This window comes from Streptomyces sp. NPDC127100 (assembly GCF_042724095.1).
GTDB lineage: Bacteria > Actinomycetota > Actinomycetes > Streptomycetales > Streptomycetaceae > Streptomyces.
This window is the reverse complement of sequence record NZ_JBHXFL010000020.1, coordinates 1-18,688: the sequence shown is the minus strand read 5'-3', so window position 1 is coordinate 18,688 and position 18,688 is coordinate 1. Positions and strand designations below refer to the sequence as shown.

9 protein-coding genes are annotated in these 18,688 nt (G+C 75.5%); 7 read left to right on the top strand and 2 right to left on the bottom strand.

The window, feature by feature from the left end; all coding sequences use genetic code 11:
- Positions 1–481: 481 nt before the first annotated feature.
- Positions 482–2,116: an AMP-binding protein gene (locus ACFWJB_RS19470; RefSeq protein ID WP_386923597.1), complete on the bottom strand. Its 1,635-nt coding sequence runs from the start codon at positions 2,114–2,116 to the stop codon at positions 482–484.
- 368 nt (positions 2,117–2,484) lie between these two features.
- On the opposite strand from ACFWJB_RS19470, the gene ACFWJB_RS19465 reads away from it, so the two are divergent.
- From ACFWJB_RS19465 to ACFWJB_RS19445, 5 genes are all read left to right on the top strand, one after another.
- On the top strand, positions 2,485–5,760 hold the full coding sequence (locus tag ACFWJB_RS19465; RefSeq protein ID WP_386923595.1) for an amino acid adenylation domain-containing protein: 3,276 nt from the start codon (positions 2,485–2,487) through the stop codon (positions 5,758–5,760).
- Complete coding sequence (locus ACFWJB_RS19460; protein ID WP_386923593.1) at positions 5,757–12,191, top strand: amino acid adenylation domain-containing protein; 6,435 nt, start codon at positions 5,757–5,759, stop codon at positions 12,189–12,191. Before ACFWJB_RS19465 ends, ACFWJB_RS19460 begins: the two co-directional genes overlap by 4 nt.
- Positions 12,192–12,384: 193 nt before the next feature.
- Entirely contained in the window at positions 12,385–13,461 is a 1,077-nt protein-coding gene (gene gntD / locus ACFWJB_RS19455) for a guanitoxin biosynthesis L-enduracididine beta-hydroxylase GntD (RefSeq protein ID WP_385470333.1), read from the top strand.
- Positions 13,462–13,498: 37 nt separating this feature from the next.
- Complete coding sequence (locus ACFWJB_RS19450; RefSeq protein WP_385470331.1) at positions 13,499–14,269, top strand: SDR family NAD(P)-dependent oxidoreductase; 771 nt, start codon at positions 13,499–13,501, stop codon at positions 14,267–14,269.
- Between the two features lie 55 nt (positions 14,270–14,324).
- Positions 14,325–15,557: a cytochrome P450 gene (locus ACFWJB_RS19445; protein ID WP_385470329.1), complete on the top strand. Its 1,233-nt coding sequence runs from the start codon at positions 14,325–14,327 to the stop codon at positions 15,555–15,557.
- Here the strand turns inward: ACFWJB_RS19445 and ACFWJB_RS19440 are convergent.
- On the bottom strand, positions 15,519–16,325 hold the full coding sequence (locus ACFWJB_RS19440) for a thioesterase II family protein (protein WP_386923590.1): 807 nt from the start codon (positions 16,323–16,325) through the stop codon (positions 15,519–15,521). The genes ACFWJB_RS19445 and ACFWJB_RS19440 overlap by 39 nt on opposite strands.
- A gap of 153 nt (positions 16,326–16,478) precedes the next feature.
- Here ACFWJB_RS19440 and ACFWJB_RS19435 point away from each other — a divergent pair, with 153 nt between their 5' ends.
- Positions 16,479–16,823: an acyl carrier protein gene (locus ACFWJB_RS19435; RefSeq protein ID WP_385470325.1), complete on the top strand. Its 345-nt coding sequence runs from the start codon at positions 16,479–16,481 to the stop codon at positions 16,821–16,823.
- Positions 16,820–18,565 carry an acyl-CoA dehydrogenase family protein gene (locus ACFWJB_RS19430; protein WP_385470323.1) on the top strand — a complete coding sequence of 582 codons (1,746 nt, stop codon included), beginning with the start codon at positions 16,820–16,822 and terminating at the stop codon, positions 18,563–18,565. The genes ACFWJB_RS19435 and ACFWJB_RS19430 overlap by 4 nt, the downstream gene beginning before the upstream one ends.
- Positions 18,566–18,688: the final 123 nt, after the last annotated feature.

The following is an 18,688-nucleotide window of genomic DNA, read 5'->3' as shown; positions in this document are numbered from 1 at the left end:
CCGCCCCGGACCGTGCCGGGGCGGTCGGTGGCGTTCCGGCACGTGATCCGCGGCCGGACCCTCCACCGGGAGGCCGTGGGGGCGCGGGGGTACGGGTGCACGGAAACGTGACCGTGGAGCAGCCGTCCCGCGCCGAGCCCGTGCGTGCGCGGATACGCCAGGGACCTGGCCGCGGACCGCCCGTCCCGCGCGGAGCCGGTGCGTGCGCGGGCGCGAGGAACCCGGCCGCAGAGCGGCCAACCCGCACGGAACCCTTACGTGCGCGGGGCCCGCGGACCCGGCCGAACCGCACGGAACCCGTACGTGCACGGGAGCCGCGAGGAACCGACCGCAGACCGGCCGCCCCGCGTGAAGCCCGTACACGGGCGAATGGGCCGAGGGGGCCCCGCGGTCGGCCGGGGGCGTGGCCGGCTCGGGGTACGACGGTGCGGGGGCGGTGGAGGGACCTCGTCCCTGCATCGCCCCCGCCCGTTTCTCTCCGTCAGTCGTCCTCGGCCGTCAGCGGCCGGACGGTCTCCTCGTACGTCCCGCCGCACAGCGCCTTCCAGATCACCCGGCGCCTGGGCTTGCCGCTGGAGGTGACGGCGATGCCGCCGCGCGGAACCTCGACGGCGAGGAGTTCGGCGTCGCCCAGCCACTCGGACAGCACCTCGTGGGCGGCGCGCCGCCAGCCGTCCTGGACCCCCGCGAAGACGGCCACGCCGGTCGGCCTGCCGTCGCGGACGCCGAGCAGCACCGCGACCCGGCGCTCGGGGATGCCGCGCTGGTGCAGCAGCGTCTCCAGGCTCTCGGCGAACACCATCTTGCCGTTGACCTTCAGGCCGTCACCGAGCCGGCCGATCACGAACAGCTGCCCGTCGCGCAGGAATCCCGCGTCGCCGGTCCGCAGCCGGTCGCCGATGCTGGTGCCGGACGCGGTGCCGGCGTCACCGACGTAGCCCTCGGCGATGGACACGCCGCTGACCACGATCTCGCCGACCTGCCCGTCCGGCAGGGCGTCCCCGTCCTCGGAGACGATGGTGACCGTACGGTCCTCGAGCGGCCGGCCGCAGCCCACGACCACCGTGCCGGCGAGGGAGCCGGCGTCGCCCTCGTCCGGCTCGCGCGTCGACCAGCCCTCGCCGGGCGCCAGTCCGGTCACGGCGAGGGTCGCCTCCGCGCTGCCGTAGGCGGGCAGCAGGGCGCCGCGGTCGAGGCCGTGCGGGCCGAGCAGGGCGTGGACGTCGTCCAGCACCTTCGGGTCGATGCGTTCGGCGCCGATGATGACGCAGCGCAGCGAGTCGAACCGCAGGCCCTCCAGGTCGGCCGGGCGGACGCGGCGCAGGATGTAGGAGAGGCCGAAGTTGGGCATGGCCGTCATGGCGATGCGCTGCTCGCTGATGCGCCGCAGATAGCGCTGCGGCGAGCGGATGAAGTCGTCCGGCTGGAGCATGTGCCCGTCGAAGCCGGTGACGACGACGTTGAGCAGGAAGCCGACCAGGCCCATGTCGTGGTGGACCGGCAGCCAGCTGATCGCCGGGAGCTCCGGGGCGCAGCCCAGCCAGCGGCGCATCCCCGTGAGGTTGGTGCGCAGGGCCTCGGCGGAGATCCGGACGCCCCGGGAGAAGCCGCTGGAGCCCGAGGTGAACTGCACCAGCGCGGTCTCCGGCAGGGGCAGCGGGCCCTCCAACGGCTCCGCACCGGCGACGAGTTCGTCGAAGACCACCGGTTCCGGCAGGTCGGTCACGGCGGCGACCTTGCGGACGCGTTCCTGCGACTCCTCGTCGCACACGGCGATCCGGGGCCGCACGGTGCCGAGGAGGTGCGCGGCGTGCCGCTCGTACTCGTCGGCCCGCTGGAAGGCGAACGGCGGGGCGATGGTGCAGGGCGTGGCGCCCGCGGCCAGTGCTCCGAAGAAGGTCGCGACGAAGCCGGGACCGGAGCGCTGCACCAGCGCCACCACGTCACCGTCCCCGACCCCCCGCGCCCGCAGGGCCGCGGCGGTGCGCAGCACCAGGTCCCGCAGGTCCCGGTAGGACCAGAAGTCCCAGCCGTCGCCGCGGTTGGCGTAGTACAGGCCGCGCTCGGCGGACGCGTCGTCCAGCCAGTCGAGCAGGCCTCGGTCCCCGATTCCCAACTGCTCGTCCTCTCCGGGATGTCGTGCTGACACGGGATGCCCGGGGCTCGGCGGACCGCCCGAGGGCGGGCGTCGCGCCCGGCGACCGCCAGCCTCACCGCCGCCGCGTGGCGGTGCCAGGCAGGGGCCCGGTAACTCGTGCGGGCGGGGCGGCAGTTACACCAGCAACAGCGATTGCCGGTCGGTTGCCTGGTGACCGGCGAACGGCCCGTGCAGCATCGAGCAGGATGCCGGCCCACCTGCGCGGCGACGAGAAGGGTGCTCGCGCGGTGGCGCCGTACCGTCCACCGGCATCCTCCGGAAGGCCCGGACGACCGCGGGCGGCGCCCGGCGGTTCCCGGAAGTCCACGAGAGCGGTTACGAACCAGATGACACCACGCGACGGCGACCTGCCCGCCGACCCCGGCCTGCTGCCGCTCACCGCGGCCCAGCTGGGGGTCTTCCACGCCCAGGGCCTGGACCCCGGCAATCCGGCCTACAACACCGTGGCCGTCATGGAGGTCCGCGGCCCGTTGGAGGGCGACCTGCTGCGCCGCGCGGTCCGCCGGTCGGAGGCGGAGAGCGGCACCTTCGACGTGGAGTTCGTCGAGCGTCCGGACGGCGTGTTCCAGCGCCCGGTGGCACCGGGCTGCTCCACCTGGCGCCAGCTCGACCTCACCGGCGAGCCGGACCCGTTCGCCGTGGCGCGGGCGCTGGTGGACGGCGACCGGTCCACCGCGCTGGACCTGACGAAGGACGCCCTGTCCGCCCATGTGCTGATGCGGGTGGGGCCCGACCACCACCTGTGGTACCAGCGCAGCCACCACGTGCTGTCCGACGCGTTCGGGTCGGTGCTGCACTCGCGCCGCATCGCCACGCACTACGAGGCGCTGGCCACCGGCACGGAACCGGCCGGCGAGCCGCTGGACACGCTGCGGGCGCTGCTCTCGGAGGAGGCGGACTACCGCGCCTCGCAGGAGTACGCGGACGACCGGCGGTACTGGAACGACACGTTCGCCGACCGTCCCGAGACCGCGAGCCTCGCCCCCGGCGTGCCCACGGGTGCCGCGCCGCGCGCCCTGTCCGCCTCGGCCGAGCTGTCCCCGGCCGAGCTGGCGGAGCTGCACACGGCCGGCCGGGCGGCCCGCGCGCCGTGGACGGTGGCGCTGCTGTCGGCGGTCGCCGCCTACCTCCACGGCATGACGGGGGCCGAGGACCTCACCATCGGGGTGCCGGTCACCGCCCGGCTGGGCCGGAGGTCGCGCAACGCGCCCGGCATGCTGTCGAACACGCTGCCGCTGCGGCTGTCCGTCCGTCCGGACCAGGGGCGCACCGCCCTGGTCCGGCAGGTCGGCCGCCGGCTCGGCGAGCTGCTGACGCACCAGCGCTACCCCTACGACGAGCTGCGGCGCGACCTGAGACTGCTGGGCAGCGGCGAGCAGTTGTACGGGGTGCTCGTCAACATCATGCCCGCCGGCTCGGAGACGGCCTTCAGGGGCCGCGAGGCGACGCTGACGACGCTGTCCGGCGGGCCGGTCACCGACCTGAACATCACCTGCCATCCGCATCCGGACGGCACCGGCGCCCGGGTGTCCTTCGAGGCCAATCCCGATCGCTACTCCCCTGCCGAACTGGAGGAGCACCGGCTCCGGTTCACCGCGTTCCTGTCCCGGTTCCTGGCCGCCCCGGAGCACCTCCCGCTGGCGCGGACCGAGGTCCTGACGGAGGCCGAGCGGGCGACGGTGCTCACCGCGGGGGAAGGCCCCGGGGGCGTGCCGCCGCGCACCTTCCCGGAGCTGTTCGAGGAGCGGGTCCGCCGCGCCCCGGACGCCCTCGCGGTCCTCTCCCCCGCCGGCTCCCTGGACTACGCCGGCCTCAACGCCCGCGCCAACCGGCTGGCGCGGGCGCTGGTGGCCCGCGGTGCCGGGCCCGAGGGCCTGGTGGCGGTGGCCGTGCCGCGCGGCGCCGCGGCCCTGACCGCGGTGGTGGCGGTGCTGAAGTCGGGCGCGGCCTATCTGCCGGTCGACCTCGGCTATCCGCGGGCCCGCCTGACCGCGATGCTCGACGACACCCGGCCGCTGCTGGTGCTGACCACCCGCGAGGCGGACGACCCGACGCTCGCGCCCGGGGTGCCCCGGCTGTACGTGGACGACGGGGCCGTCACCGGCCCGCCGGACGCGGACCCGGCCGACGCGGACCCGGCGGACACGGACCTGACCGACGCGGACCTGACCGAGGCGGACCTGACCGACGCGGACCGCCGTGCGCCGCTGGCCCCCGGGCATCCGGCGTACGTCATCTACACCTCGGGCTCGACCGGCCGGCCCAAGGGCGTCGTCGTCACGCACACCGGCCTGGGCGCGCTGGTCCGGGGCCAGCGGGACCGGCTGCGCCTGCGGCCGGGCGGCCGGGTGCTGCAGTTCGCCTCGCCGAGCTTCGACGCCTCGGTGTGGGAGCTGACGACGGCCCTGCTCACCGGGGCCGCGGCCGTGGTCGCACCGGACGAACGGCTCGTGCCCGGGCCGCCGCTGGCCGGCCTGGTGGCCGAGCTGGGCGTGACCTGTCTGCTGCTGGCACCGTCGGTGCTGGCGGCACTCCCGGAGGACGCGCTGCCCGAAGGCACCGACCTGGTGGTGGGCGCCGAGGCGTGCTCCCCGGAGCTGGTGGCCCGCTGGTCGCCGGGCCGGCACATGGTCAACGCCTACGGCCCCACCGAGTCGACGGTCATCGCCACCCAGACGGGCCCGCTCTCCGGCCGGACCGTGCCGCCGATGGGCCGCCCGGTGCCCGGCACACGGGTACGGCTCCTGGACGCCGCGCTGCGCCCGGTGCCGCCCGGGGTTCCCGGCGAGGTGTACCTGAGCGGTGACGGCCTCGCCCGGGGCTACCTCGCCCGGCCGGGCACGACGGCCGAGCGTTTCGTCGCCGACCCCTACGGGCCGCCCGGCACCCGCATGTACCGCACCGGCGACCTGGCCCGCTGGGCGGCCGACGGCGGCCTGGTCTACCTGGGCCGTGCGGACAGCCAGGTGAAGGTGCGCGGCTTCCGCATCGAGCCCGGCGAGGTGGAGGGCGTCCTCACCGGGGCGCCGGGCGTCGGCGGGGCCGTGGTCGTCGTCCGCGAGTCCGGGACCGGGGTGCGGCAGCTGGTGGCGTACGTGGTGCCGGCGGCCGGTGCGGCGACGCGGCCGGACGCGGTGGCCGTGCGCGCCCACGCCGGGGAGCGGCTGCCCGCGTACATGGTCCCGGCGGCGGTGACGGTGCTGGACGCCTTCCCGCGCACGCCCGGCGGCAAGGTCGACGTCAAGGCGCTGCCCGAGCCGCGGTTCGAGGCGGCGGGCGCCTACCGGGCGCCGTCCACGGAGCGGGAGCGGATCCTGCACGACGTGTTCGCCGAGGTGCTGGGCCGGGAGCGGATCGGCGCCGACGACAGCTTCTTCGACCTCGGCGGCGACTCCGTCACCGCCACCCGTCTGGCGGCCCGGGCCCACCAAACGGGTCTGAGCCTCACCGCCCGGGACATCTTCGGTCACAAGACCATCGCGCGGCTCGCCGAGGTGGCCCGGGACACCGGTCCCGGGGCCGCGGCACCGCGCGCCGAGAGCCTGGTGCGGCTCGACGCGGACGAACTCGACGAGCTCGAAGCCCAGTGGGGGACACTGTGAAGCAGACTTCTCTGGAAGCGGTGCTGCCGCTGACCCCGTTGCAGCAGGGCATGCTCTTCCACGCCCTGTTCGACGAGGGCGACGGCTCGGCGCCCGCCGTCGACTTCTACACCGTGCAGACGCCCCTGGAGCTGACCGGCGCGCTCGACACCGCGGCGCTGCGCCGCTCCACCGCCGCCGTGACCGCCCGGCACGCGAGTCTGCGGGCGGGGTTCCTGCGGCGCCGCTCGGGTGAGGCCGTGCAGGCCGTCGCGCGGGCCGCGGAACCCGGCTGGGAGGAGGTCGACTTCTCCGGCTTCGGCGCGGACGAGCAGCGGCTGCGGCTGACCCGGCTGCTCGCCGACGACCGGGCGCGGCGCTTCGACATGGCCCGGCCGCCGCTGCTGCGCTTCACCCTCGTCCGGCTCTCCGCCGAGCGCCACGTCCTGCTGCTGACGCACCATCACATCCTGCTGGACGGGTGGTCGCTGCCGCTGCTGCTGGCCGACCTGTTCCGGATCTACCGGGACGGCGGCTCGGCCGACGCGCTGGAGCCCGCGGTGCCGTTCGGGGACTACCTCGGCTGGCTCGCGGCACAGGACCGCGAGGAGGCCGAGGGGGCGTGGCGGTCGGCGCTGGCCGGACTGGAGGGGCCGACGCTGGTCGCGGGCCCGTCCGGGCACGGCGGGCAGGCCCTGGCCCAGCGGCGTGCCGTCGCGGAGCTGTCCCCGGCGGACACGGCGCGGCTGACGGAGACGGCCCGCTCGCGCGGACTCACCCTGAACACCGTCGTGCAGGGCGCCTGGGCGCTGCTGCTGTCGGTGCTGACGGGCAGCCGGGACGTGGTCCACGGCAGTACGGTCGCCGGCCGCCCGCACGAACTGCCGGGCAGCGAGCGGATGGTGGGCCTGACGATGAACACGGTGCCCGCCCGGGTGCGGATCGACCCGGCCGAGCCGGTGGCCGCGCTGCTCGCCCGTCTCCAGGACGAGCAGTCGGCGCTGACCCGGCACGAGTACCTGGGCCTGGCCGACATCCACCGCGCCGCGGGCGTGACGGAGCTGTTCGACACCACCGTGGCCTTCGAGAACGTCCCCGTCGACAGCGCCGTCCACGGCGCCGAGGTGCCCGGTCTTGGGGTGACGCTGCTGCGCGACGTCGTCGACGACGCCTTCGAGGGCACCCATTACCCGCTGAGCCTCGCCGTGCACCCCGGCGAGGGGCTGCGGCTGGAGCTCAACCACCGCGAGGACGTGTACACCGCGGACGCCGCGTCCGGGCTGCTGGGCCGGCTGTGCGGGCTGCTGCGCGACATCGCCGAGGAGCCCGACGTCCCCGCGGGGCGGCTGCCGCTGTGCTTCCCGGCCGAGCGCGAGGAGCTCCGGCGCACGTGCTCCGGGCGGACCGTGTCCCTCCCGGAGCGGACGCTGCCCGAGGTGTTCGAGGAGCAGGTCAGGGCCACCGCGGACGCGGTGGCCGTCGGTGACGGCGCCACCAGCCTGACCTTCGCCGCGCTCAACGCCGAGGCCAACCGGCTGGCGCGGCTGCTGGTCGCCGAGGGGGCGGGCCCCGGCCTGCTGGTCGGCGTGGCGCTGCCGCGCACCGTGGACGCGGTGGTGGCGATCCTGGCGGTGCTGAAGTCGGGTGCCGGCTACCTGCCGATCGACACCGGTCACCCGGCCGAGCGGATCGCGGCGATCTGCGCGGAGGCTCGGCCGGTGCTGGTGCTGACCGACGCGGCGACCGCGCCGCCGGTGCCCGGGCGGACGCTGGACCTCGCCGGGGCCGTGCTGCCCGAGGACGCCTCGGACCTCACGGACGCCGACCGTCCGCGGCCGCTGCGGCCGGGGCACCTGGCGTACGTGATCCACACCTCGGGCTCGACCGGCCGGCCCAAGGGGGTCGCGGTCGAGCACCGCAACCTGGTCAACATGTTCCACAGCCACCGGGCGAACTTCTTCGAACCGGAGCGGGAGCGTGCCGGGGGCCGGACGCTGCGCGCGGCGCTGACCAACTCCCTCGGCTTCGACGCCTCCTGGAGCCAGCTGCTGTGGATGGTCGGCGGGCACGAGCTGCTGCTGGTCGACGACGACGTGCGCAAGGATGCCGTCGCCCTGGCCGGCCTCGCGGCCCGTGCGGCCGTCGACGTCGTGGACACCACGCCGTCGGTGGCCCGCCAGCTGCTCGCGGCCGGCATGTTCGAGGCGTCCGGGCAGGGGCACCGAGTCCGCGTCCTGGCCCTCGGCGGCGAGGAGGTGGGCGCCGACCTGTGGGAGACGCTGCACAGGGTGCCGGACCTGTCGGTGTACAACCTGTACGGCCCGGCCGAGTGCACCGTGGACGCCATGCTGTGGCACGGCGGCGCCGCGGCCGGCCCGGCCATCGGCACCCCGGCCGACAACACCCGCGTCTACGTCCTGGACGCCTTCCTGCGTCCGGTCCCGGACGGGGTCGTCGGCGAGCTGTACATCGCCGGCGGCGGGGTGGCCCGCGGCTATCTGGGCCGCCCGGCGGCGACGGCCGAGCGCTTCGTCGCCGACGTCTTCGGCAAGCCGGGCGCGCGCATGTACCGCACCGGTGACCTGGGGCTGCGCCGGCCGGACGGGGTGGTGGAGTACCGCGGCCGGTCCGACTTCCAGGTGAAGATCCGCGGGCACCGCGTCGAGCTCGGCGAGATCGAGGCCGCCCTCGCCGCCGACGCGTCGGTGGACCGGGCGGTGGCGGCGGTCTCCGAGGACGCGGCCGGTGTGCGGCGGATCGTGGGCTACGTGCGCCCCGCGGCCGGTGCCGAGGTGCGTCCCGGCGTGCTGCGCGCCGCCGTCGCCGAGCGGCTGCCCGCGTACATGGTCCCGGCGCTGGTCATGACCGTCGAGGCCTTCCCGCTCACGCCCAACGGCAAGGTGGACCGGCGGGCGCTGCCCGAGCCCCGGTTCGAGGCGGCGGGCGCCTACCGGGCGCCGTCCACGGAGCGGGAGCGGATCCTGCACGACGTGTTCGCCGAGGTGCTGGGCCGGGAGCGGATCGGCGCCGACGACAGCTTCTTCGACCTCGGCGGCGACTCCATCACCGCCATGCAGCTCGCCGCCCGCGCGCACCGGGCCGGGCTCGCGGTCAACGCCCGGGACGTGTTCGTCCACAGGACCGTGGCCGCCCTCGCCGAGGCGGCCGGGGACGCCGGTCCCGAGCCGGACGCGCCGGCCGTTCCGGCCGGGCCGCCGATCACCCTGACCGAGGCCGAGCTGGCGGAACTGGACGCGCCGGGGCGCCCCTACACCGAGGCGCTGCCGCCGACACCGCTGCAGCAGGGCATGCACTTCCACGCAATGCTGGCCGCGGACGGGGTCGACGTCTACACCGCACAGGCGCCCGTACGGCTCACCGGCACCCTGTCCCCGGCGGTGCTGCGCACGGCCTGCGACGCGGTCCTGGCCCGGCACACCGCGCTGCGGGTCTCCTTCCGGCTGCTCGGCTCCGGCCGCCTGGTGCAGCTGGTGCACGAGGACGTCCGCACGCCCTGGCGCGAGATCGACCTGGGCGGCATGGACGAGGAGAAGCGGCGGACCCGGGTCGCGGAGCTGCTGGCCGACGAGCGGACGCTCCGCTTCGACCTGGACGAGCCTCCGCTGCTGCGGGTCACGCTGGTCCGCTTCGCGGACGACGACCACCTGCTGGTGGTGTCGCACCACCACGCGCTGCTCGACGGCTGGTCCCTGCCGCTGTTCTTCCGCGACCTGTTCGCCGCCTACGCCCGCGGCGGAACCCACCCGGCGCCGGCCCCGGCGCAGTTCACCGACTTCGTGCGCTGGCTCGGCGCGCAGGACGGCGACGCGGCGGTCCGGGCCTGGAGCGAGGCGCTGGCCGGGTTCGACGAGCCCACCCTGGTGTCCCCGGACGCGGAGGCAGCCACGGCCGGCGTGCCGCACCTGGTGACGCACACCGTCGACGCGGAACGGACCGCCGAGCTCGTCGCCGGTGCCCGCGGCGCGGGGCTGACCCTCAACACTCTGGTGCAGGGTGCCTGGGCGGCCGTCCTGGGCCGGCTGCTGGGCCGCGACGACGTCGTGTTCGGTGCCACCACCGCCGCCCGCCCGGCGGAACTGCCCGGCTCCGAGGACATCGTGGGCCTGCTGATGAACACCGTCCCGGTGCGCGTGCGCCTCGACCCGGCCCGGCCGGTCGGCGCGTTGCTGACGGCCCTCCAGGAGCAGCAGGCCGGGCTGCGGCCGTACCAGCACCTCGGGCTGACCGAGGTGCAGCGGTCCCTCGGGGCGGGTGAACTCTTCGACACCGTGCTGGACTTCGCGAGCGCGCCGTTCGACGGCGAGGCCGTCCAGCAGCAGGTGCCGGGGCTGCGCATGACGGTGGACGAGGAGCCCGTGCCGGGCGCCTCGCACTACCCGCTGAACCTGGTGGTGGTGCCCGGCGAGCGGCTGAGCCTCGAACTCAGCTACCGCGCCGACCTGTTCACCGCGGAGGAGGGTGCCGCCCTGCTCACCCGGGTCCGGGCGGCCCTGGACGGCTTCCTGGCCGACCCGTCGGCGCCCCTGGGCCGGCTGGACCTGCTGACGGCCGGGGAGCGGACCGCGCTGCTCGCCGCCGCCGAGGGCCCCGCCCACCCGGGGCCGGACACCTTCCCGGCGCTGTTCGAGGAGCGGGTGCGGGAGCGGCCCGGCGCCGTCGCCGTGATCGACGGGGAGCACAGCCTGTCGTACGGCGAGCTGAACGAGCGGGCCAACCGGCTGGCGCGGGAGCTGGCGGCCGAGGGCATCGGCCCGGAGGACGTCGTGGGCGTGGCGCTGCCGAGGTCGGCGGAGTCGGTGACCGCGGTCCTGGCCGTGCTCAAGGCGGGCGCCGCCTACCTGCCGCTGGACCCCGGCTATCCGCCGGAGAGGCTGCGGCACATCGTCGGCGACGCCCGGCCCGCCCTGGTGCTGACCGCGCCGGGCACGGCGGACCTGCCGGCCGCGGTGGGCGCGGTGCGCACGCGCTGCCTCGCCACGACGCCGGTGGACGGCGCCCTGAGCGGCACCGACCTGACGGATGCCGACCGGGTGGCGCCGCTCAGGCCCGCGCACACCGCGTACGTGATCTACACCTCCGGGTCGACCGGCCGTCCCAAGGGCGTGCAGGTGCCGCACCTCGGGATCGCGGCCCTGGTCGCCCAGCAGCGCGCCGGTCTGGGCCTGCGCGCGGACGAGCGGGTGCTGCTGTTCGCCTCGCCGAGCTTCGACGCCTCGGTGTGGGAGCTGGCGACGGCCCTGCTGACCGGGGCGTGCGCGGTCACCGCGCCGGCCGACGAGCTGCTGCCCGGCCCGGCGCTGGCGGCCACGGTGGCCCGGCACGGCGTGACGGCACTGCTGCTGCCGCCGTCCTCCCTCGCCGTGCTCCCCGAGGACGCGCTGCCGCCGGGCACGACCCTGGTGGTCGGGGCCGAGGCCTGCCCGCCCGACCTGGTGGAACGCTGGTCGTCCGGGCGCCGGATGGTCAACGCCTACGGCCCCACCGAGGCGACCGTCATGGCGACGATGAGCCGCCCGCTGAGCGGCCGGGTCCGCCCGCCGCTGGGCGAGCCCGTCGCCGGCGCCCGCGTGTACCTGCTGGACGGCGCGCTGCAGCCGGTGCCGGCGGGCGTGCCCGGTGAGCTGTACGTGGCCGGCGAGGGCCTGGCGCGCGGCTACCTGGGCCGCCCCGGGCCGACCGCCGGGCGTTTCGTCGCCGACCCGTTCGGCCCGCCCGGGACGCGCATGTACCGCACCGGCGACCTCGCCCGCCGGGGTGCCGACGGCACCCTGGAGTTCCTCGGCCGGGTCGACCACCAGGTCAAGGTGCGCGGTTTCCGCATCGAGCCGGGCGAGATCGAGGCCGTGCTCGCCGAGGACCCCGCGGTCGCGCAGGCCGTGGTCGTCGTCCGCGAGGACCGGCCCGGCCACCGGCAGCTGGTGGCGTACGCCGCCCCGGCCGCCGGTGCCGAGCCCGACCCGGTCCTGCTGCGCGGGCGGGCCGCCGAGGCGCTGCCCGAGCACATGGTGCCCGCGGCGGTCGTCGTCCTGGACCGGCTGCCGAGGACCGCGAGCGGCAAGCTCGACCCGAACGCGCTGCCCGCGCCGGAGTTCTCCGCCGGGGCGGGGGGACGGGCGCCGGGCACCCCGCGCGAGGAGTTGCTGTGCTCCCTGTTCGCCGAGGCCCTCGGCGTGGAGCGGGTCGGGGTCGACGACAGCTTCTTCGACCTCGGCGGCGACTCCATCGTCTCGATCAAGCTGGTCACCCTGGCGCGCGAGGCGGGCCTGGACGTCGCTCCGCGGGACGTGTTCGCCCACAAGACCGTGGCCGCGATCGCCGCGGCGGTCGGGGAACTCGCCCCGCCGCCGGCCGACGCCGCGGCCGATGCCGAGGAGCCGCTGATCACGCTGGACCAGGCGGAGCTGGACCGCTTCGCGCAGGACTGGCAGTAGGGCGCACCGCGCCCGCCCCTCTCGGCACCACCCGACGGCACCACCGCACGACCACTGGACCACGACACGGCCGGGACCCTGCTCGGCCGGTCCGGTGCGCTCCACCACGCGATCCGGCCGCGCCGCGGCGCGGACCGCACAGGACCGAACGACGGACGACCCGAGCGGTCACGAACCCGGTGAGGACACCGACATGACAATCACGAACCCGGCCGTCGACACGTTCCTCCGGGACGACGCCCGGATCCCGGACGGCCCGGACGCCCCGGCGGAGTACGTCCTGGACGCCGACGAGGTCGCCGAGCTGCGCGCCGCCGCCGAGAAGCTCGGCGAGGTGTACGGCGCGCCGTCCCTGCCGGAGTTCTACGACCGCGCGCTCACCGCCGAGGAGCTGCTGCCGGCGGGGCTGCGCACGTTCCTGCTGTCGTACCGGCGCAGCGAGCGCAACGCCGCCTGCCTGGTGCACGGCTTCCCGGTGGACGGCGGCGCGCTCGGCCCCACGCCCGGCCACTGGCGCGAGGCGATCCACGGGGGCACGGCCCGCGACCAGGAGGTGTGGCTGGCGCTGTGCGGACTGGTGCTCGGCGACCCCTTCGGCTGGGTGACCCTCCAGGAAGGGCGGATCATCCAGAACATCCTGCCGATCCGCGGTGACGAGGACCGGCAGAGCGGGCACGGCAGCGAGACGCTGCTGGAGTTCCACACCGAGGACGGCTTCCACCCCAACCGCTGCGACTACCTGCTGCTGATGGGGCTGCGCAACCCCGACGCGGTGCCGACCATCGTCGCCTCCGTGCGCGACGTCCGGCTCGGCGACGCCGACCGGGCGGTGCTCGCCGAGGAGCGCTTCCTCATCCGCCCGGACACCGAGCACGTGCGGCAGCTCGAGACGTACGCGCCCGGCCACCCGGCGCTCCCCCGGCTGCGCACGATGGCCTCGGACCCGGTGCCGACGGCCGTGCTGTCCGGCGACCGGCTGAGCCCCTACCTGCGCATCGACCGCCCGTTCATGGACACCCTGCCCGGCGACACGGAGGCCGAGGCCGCGCTGGACCGGCTGATGGCCGAGCTGAACCGCGTCCAGCAGGACGTCGCGGTCGCCCCGGGCTCGCTGCTGATCGTCGACAACTACCGCGCGGTGCACGGCCGCAGGCCGTTCACCGCCCGCTACGACGGCAACGACCGCTGGCTGAAGAAGCTCACCGTCAGCCGCAACCTGCGCCGCAACCTGAGCGGTTACGCCCTCGACCACCCGCGCGTCATCGTCTGACCGGCCGCATCCCACGTACACGAAAGGCAGCATCGTCATGCGCACCGTCATCGTGTCCGGCGCCTCCAGCGGCATCGGGCAGGCCACCGCCGAACGCTTCGCCCGGGCCGGCGACCACGTCGTCAACCTGGACGTGCAGCCCCCTACGGGCGGACGCCCGGACGGGCCCCGGGAGGGCGGCGGCGAGGTCCACTGGGTCAAGGGGGACGTCGCCGACTGGGACGCCGTCCGGGACGCCGTCGACCGGGTGGCCGCCGAGCGGGGCCGGCTGGACGTCGTCGTCGCCAACGCCGGCATCAGCGTCCGGCACGGCATCCTGGAGATCACCGAGGCCGACGCCCGGCGGACCCTCGACGTCAACCTCATGGGCGTCCTCGCGCTGTGGCGGCACGCCGTGCCGCACATGCTGCGCCGGGGCGAGGGGGTGCTGCTGGCGACGGCGTCCGTCAACGGCTCCCGCGGCTACCCGCTGTACGCCGACTACAACGCCAGCAAGGCCGGCGTGGCGTCGCTGTGCCAGACCTTCGCCGTCGAGCTGGCCCCGCTGATCCGCACGGCCTGCGTCGCGCCGGGCGCGGTGCTCACGCCGATGCAGCGCGCCGAGTACACCGACGCCATGCTCGACGAGGTGAACGCCCGTATCCCGGCCCGGCGGCACGCCCTGCCCGAGGAGATCGCGGAGTTCTTCCACTTCCTCGCGTCGCCCGGGGCGGCCTTCGCGTCGGGCCAGCAGTTCACGGTGGACGGGGCGGAGACCGCCGGGGCGACGACGGCGTTCTTCCCCGGACCGACCGAGCCCCTGTCCTGACCCGGCGCCGCCGGGAAGCCGTCCGACCGAGCCCGAGGGACCCAGGAAGATGACCATGAAGACCCGTCCCGTGCCCGACGTGGTGGCGCTCGACGAGGTGGACCTCGCCGACCCGCTGCTGCACGCCCGCCACGACCTGGGCCCGCTGTGGCGCCGGCTGCGCGCCGAGGACCCGGTGCACTGGCAGCCGGAGGGCAGGCACGGCCCGGGCTTCTGGGTGGTGAGCGGTCACGCGGACGCCGCCGCCGTGCTGGGCGACAGCGGGACGTTCACGTCCGAGCGGGGCAACGTGCTGGACACGCTGCTGGCGGGCGGCGACTCGGCGGCCGGGAAGATGCTCGCGGTCACCGACGGCCGCCCGCACCAGGCGCTGCGCAGCGCGCTGCTCAAGCCGTTCTCCCCGCGGTCGCTCCAGGTGGTGGTGGACAGCGTGCGGCGCGGCACCCGCCGGCTGGTCGCGGAGGCGGTCGAGCGGGGCACGGCGGACTTCGCCGCCGACGTCGCCGCGCACATCCCGCTGGCCGCGATCTGCGACCTGCTGGGCGTGCCGGCCGCCGACCGGGGGCACATCATCTCCCTGACGTCCTCGGCGCTGTCGTCGGCGGACGGCGTGCCCGACCTGGAGGCCACCTGGTCCTCGCGCAACGGCCTGCTGCTGTACTTCTCGGAGCTGGCCGCCGAGCGGCGCCGGAAGCCCTACGACGACGTGGTCGGCCTGCTGGTGAACCGCGAGATCGACGGGCGCCCGCTGACGCACGAGGAGATCGTCTTCAACTGCTACAGCATCATCATGGGCGGTCACGAGACGACGCGCTTCGCCATGGTGGGCGGGCTGCACGCCCTGATGGAGCGGCCGGACCAGTGGCGGGCGCTGAAGTCCGGCGCCGTGGACACGTCGTCGGCCGTGGAGGAGGTGCTGCGCTGGACCACCCCGGCCCTGCACAGCGGCCGTACCGCCGCGCAGGACGTGCTGCTGGGCGACCGGTTCGTCGAGGAGGGCGACATCGTCACCGTCTGGATGGCCTCGGCCAACCGGGACGAGCGGGTCTTCGACCGGCCGGACGACTTCGACCTGTCCCGGTCCCCCAACAAGCACCTGTCCTTCGCGTACGGGCCGCACTTCTGCCTGGGCGCGTTCCTGGCCCGCGCCGAACTGTCGGCCCTGCTGGAGAGCCTGCGGGACCTGGTGGCCGAGGCGGAGCCCGCCGGGGAGCCGGAGTACGTCTACTCCAACTTCCTCAGCGGTCTGTCAGCCCTGCCGGTCACCCTCCGTCCCGAGACCGTGTAGGCCGAGGCGGCGCAGTTCCCCGGTCACGGCCGTCAGCGTCGCCTCCGGATGCGTCCGCGGGTAGGAGTGCCCGCCGGGCACCAGGCGCATCCGGGGCGGCGGTGTGCCGTATCCGGCCCACGGTTCGACCGCGGCGGGGGCGGCGACGTCGTCGTCCTCGCCGGCCAGCACGGCGAGCGGGCTGCGCACCGGGGCCGGTACGGGCAGGAGGTAGCGTTCGGCGATCTCCAGGTCGGCCCGCACCGCACGCAGCAGGTCGCTCAGGAACTCGGGGTGCTCCAGCAGTTCCCCGGGCAGGCCGCCGTGCCGGTGCAGCCAGGCGGCCAGCGTCCGGTCGTCGCTCGCGGTGAGGCGTTCCCGGCCGAGCGGTACGTGCGGGGCCCGGTGGGCCGACACCACCAGCGCGGCGGGGGCCGGCAGGTCGTCCCGGCGCTCGAGGCGCCGCGTCAGTTCGTAGGCGACGACGGCGCCGAAGCTGTGCCCGAACAGCACGTACGGCAGGTCGAGTTCGCCGCTCAGCGCCTCGAGGAGACTGTCGACCAGCGGCTCCAGGGCGGACGGCACCGGTTCGCCGAAGCGGGAGCCGCGGCCCGGCAGTTCCACCGGGGCGAGTTCCACGCCCCGGGGCAGACCGGGACGCCAGACGTTGAAGGAGGACGCGCTGCCTCCGGCGGGCGGCAGGCAGAACAGCCGGAGGCGGGGCCGCCCGGCGGCGTACCGTCCGACGATCCACGGCTGGGCCGGCGCCACGGGGTCAAGAGTGCTCATGCGGACCAGCCTTACCGTCGCCGCCGGGCCGCGGCCAGGCAGCACGGCGGCAGTTTGCGCGGTAGCAACACCTCGCGCGGCCGCGGGAGTTGCCGAGTGCTTGCCGGGGCCGTTACCTGGGGCGGGGTGCGGGCCCGCCCTAGCGTCGCCACCATGACTCACACCCCTGCCGCAAGCGCCACCGAAGCCGTGGCCCCCGTGGTGCTCGGGATGACCCGGCTGATCGCCCCGCGCAAGCTCCCCGAGGTCACCGTGGAGCACCGTCTCATCGGCGACCTGGGCTTCCACTCGCTGGTCCTCGCCGAACTCGGCTACAACCTGGAGGACCTGTACGGTCTGCGGTCGCTGACCCCCGAGGAGGCGATGAAGCTGGAGCGGGTCGGCGACGTCGTCGACTTCGTCGGGACCGAGGTGGCCGCGGGCCGTGCCACGCTGCCCACCGACGACGAGGTCGAGCTGCTCCTGGCCCGTTACGACATCGGCGGCCCCACGGCATGACCGGACAGGACGTGGACCGGCCCTCGCACGCGCTCGCCGCGGACCTGGACCGGGTCCTGGGCGATCCCGGCGCGGAGAGCGGCCCGTTCAGCTTCGCGGAGATCGTGGCGTACGAGGAGCGCGACGCGCTGCCGCCGGAGGCCGTGGACCTCCTGCGCTCCTGGGGCTTCGCCCGGTACCTGGTGCCGGAGGCGTTCGGCGGCGGGCTGCGCAATCTGGAGCAGCTGTTCCTGCTGACCCGGGTGCTGGCCCGGCGCAACCTCACCGTGTCGGTGATGTTCGGCTCGGCCCTGCTCGGCGTCAACCCGGTGTGGCTGTGGGGCGACGAGGAGCAGCGGGAGCGGGTCGCGCGCGGTCTGCTCGACAACGGCGACCTGGCGTGTTTCGCGGTGTCCGAGCCCGACCACGGCAGCGACCTGGGCACCAACGAGACGGTCGCGGTGCCGGACGGTGACGGCTACCTCCTCACGGGCGAGAAGTGGCCGGTGGGCAACGCCACCCGGGGCCGCTTCGTCACCGTCTACGCGAACGTCGAGGGCACCGGCTCCTCCCTGATGCTGCTCGACAAGACGCAGCTCGAGGAGGGCAGTTGGGGCAACCGGCCGTTCGTCCGCACCGTCGGGCTGCGGGGCCACGACCTGAGCGGCATCTCCTTCGACGGCACCCGGGTTCCGGGCGGCGGGCTGCTCGGCCGTCCGGGCGGCGGCCTGCCCGGCATCCTCCAGGTGCTCCAGATCACGCGGACGGCGATCGGCGCGTTGTCGGTGGGCACGATGGACTCCGTGCTGCGGATCGCGCTGCGGTACGCCCGCGAGCGGGTGCTGTACGGCCAGGAGATCTACCGGCTCCCCGTGATCCGCCGGCATCTGGTCCGCGCCCACCTGGACCTGCTGATCGCCGAGTGCACGGCGCTGCCGGTGACGCGCTCGCTGTCGGTGGCGCCGTCCCGGCTGAGCCTGTGGTCGTCGGTGGTGAAGTACCTGGTGCCGACCCTCGGCGAGGAGGTCGTGGCGGAGGCCGGACGGGTGCTGGGCGCGCGGAGCTATCTGCGCGAGGAGGTCGCCTCGGGCGTCTTCCAGAAGCTCCAGCGCGACCATGCGATCGCGAGCATCTTCGAGGGCACCACGCACGTCAACCTGCACGGCATCGCCTCGCAGCTGCACACGGTGGCGCAGGTCGCCGACCGCCCGGCGCGCGACGGGAACGCGGTGCTGCGGGACCTGTTCGACGACGCGCGGGAGGCTCCCGTCTGGCAGCCCTCGGGTCGCGCGCTGCGGCTGACCAACGCCACCGAGGACGAGATCACGCGGGGCTGGGAGCCGGCCGTGGCGCGGGCGCGGCTGATCGCCGGGCGTGAGCTGCCGCCGGCCGAGGCGGGCGCCCTGACCAAGGTCCTGGACCAGCTCTCCCTGCTGCGGGGCGGCTTCTACGCCCGGATCGCCGCGGGCTCCCTGGACGCGACCACGGCCGAGGCGCAGGACGCCGCCGCCGAGCACTGCCTGTACCACGCGGCGGCCTCCTGCCTGTACACCTGGCTGTACTCCTTCGAGGACGAGCGTTCCGCGCCGGCCGGTACCGCCTGGCTGGTGCTGGTGCTGCAGCGGCTGCTGTCCCGTCTGGGGCAGCCGACGGAGCCGGACGAGGCCCTGCTGGAGCCGGTGGAGAAGCTGATGCTCGCGTGCCTGGACGGCCCCGAGCACTTCTCGGTCCGGGCGATCCGGACGGCCTGCCGTCCGGCATGACCCTCAGCCGCCGGCCGGATCCGCGCCGGTCCCCCCCGGGCCCGGCGCGGCGGGTGTTCCCCGTCCGGGCGGCCGGGTCCGGCGGGGGGGCCGGGGGGGGGGGGCGCGCGCGCCCCCGGCGCC

Coding starts and splice junctions, on each gene's coding strand:
- ACFWJB_RS19450 (WP_385470331.1), top strand. CDS start 13,499: ATGCGCACCGTCATCGTGTCCGGCGCCTCCAGCGGCATCGGGCAGGCC.
- ACFWJB_RS19440 (WP_386923590.1), bottom strand. CDS start 16,325: ATGAGCACTCTTGACCCCGTGGCGCCGGCCCAGCCGTGGATCGTCGGA.
- ACFWJB_RS19445 (WP_385470329.1), top strand. CDS start 14,325: ATGAAGACCCGTCCCGTGCCCGACGTGGTGGCGCTCGACGAGGTGGAC.
- gntD (WP_385470333.1), top strand. CDS start 12,385: ATGACAATCACGAACCCGGCCGTCGACACGTTCCTCCGGGACGACGCC.
- ACFWJB_RS19465 (WP_386923595.1), top strand. CDS start 2,485: ATGACACCACGCGACGGCGACCTGCCCGCCGACCCCGGCCTGCTGCCG.
- ACFWJB_RS19430 (WP_385470323.1), top strand. CDS start 16,820: ATGACCGGACAGGACGTGGACCGGCCCTCGCACGCGCTCGCCGCGGAC.
- ACFWJB_RS19435 (WP_385470325.1), top strand. CDS start 16,479: ATGACTCACACCCCTGCCGCAAGCGCCACCGAAGCCGTGGCCCCCGTG.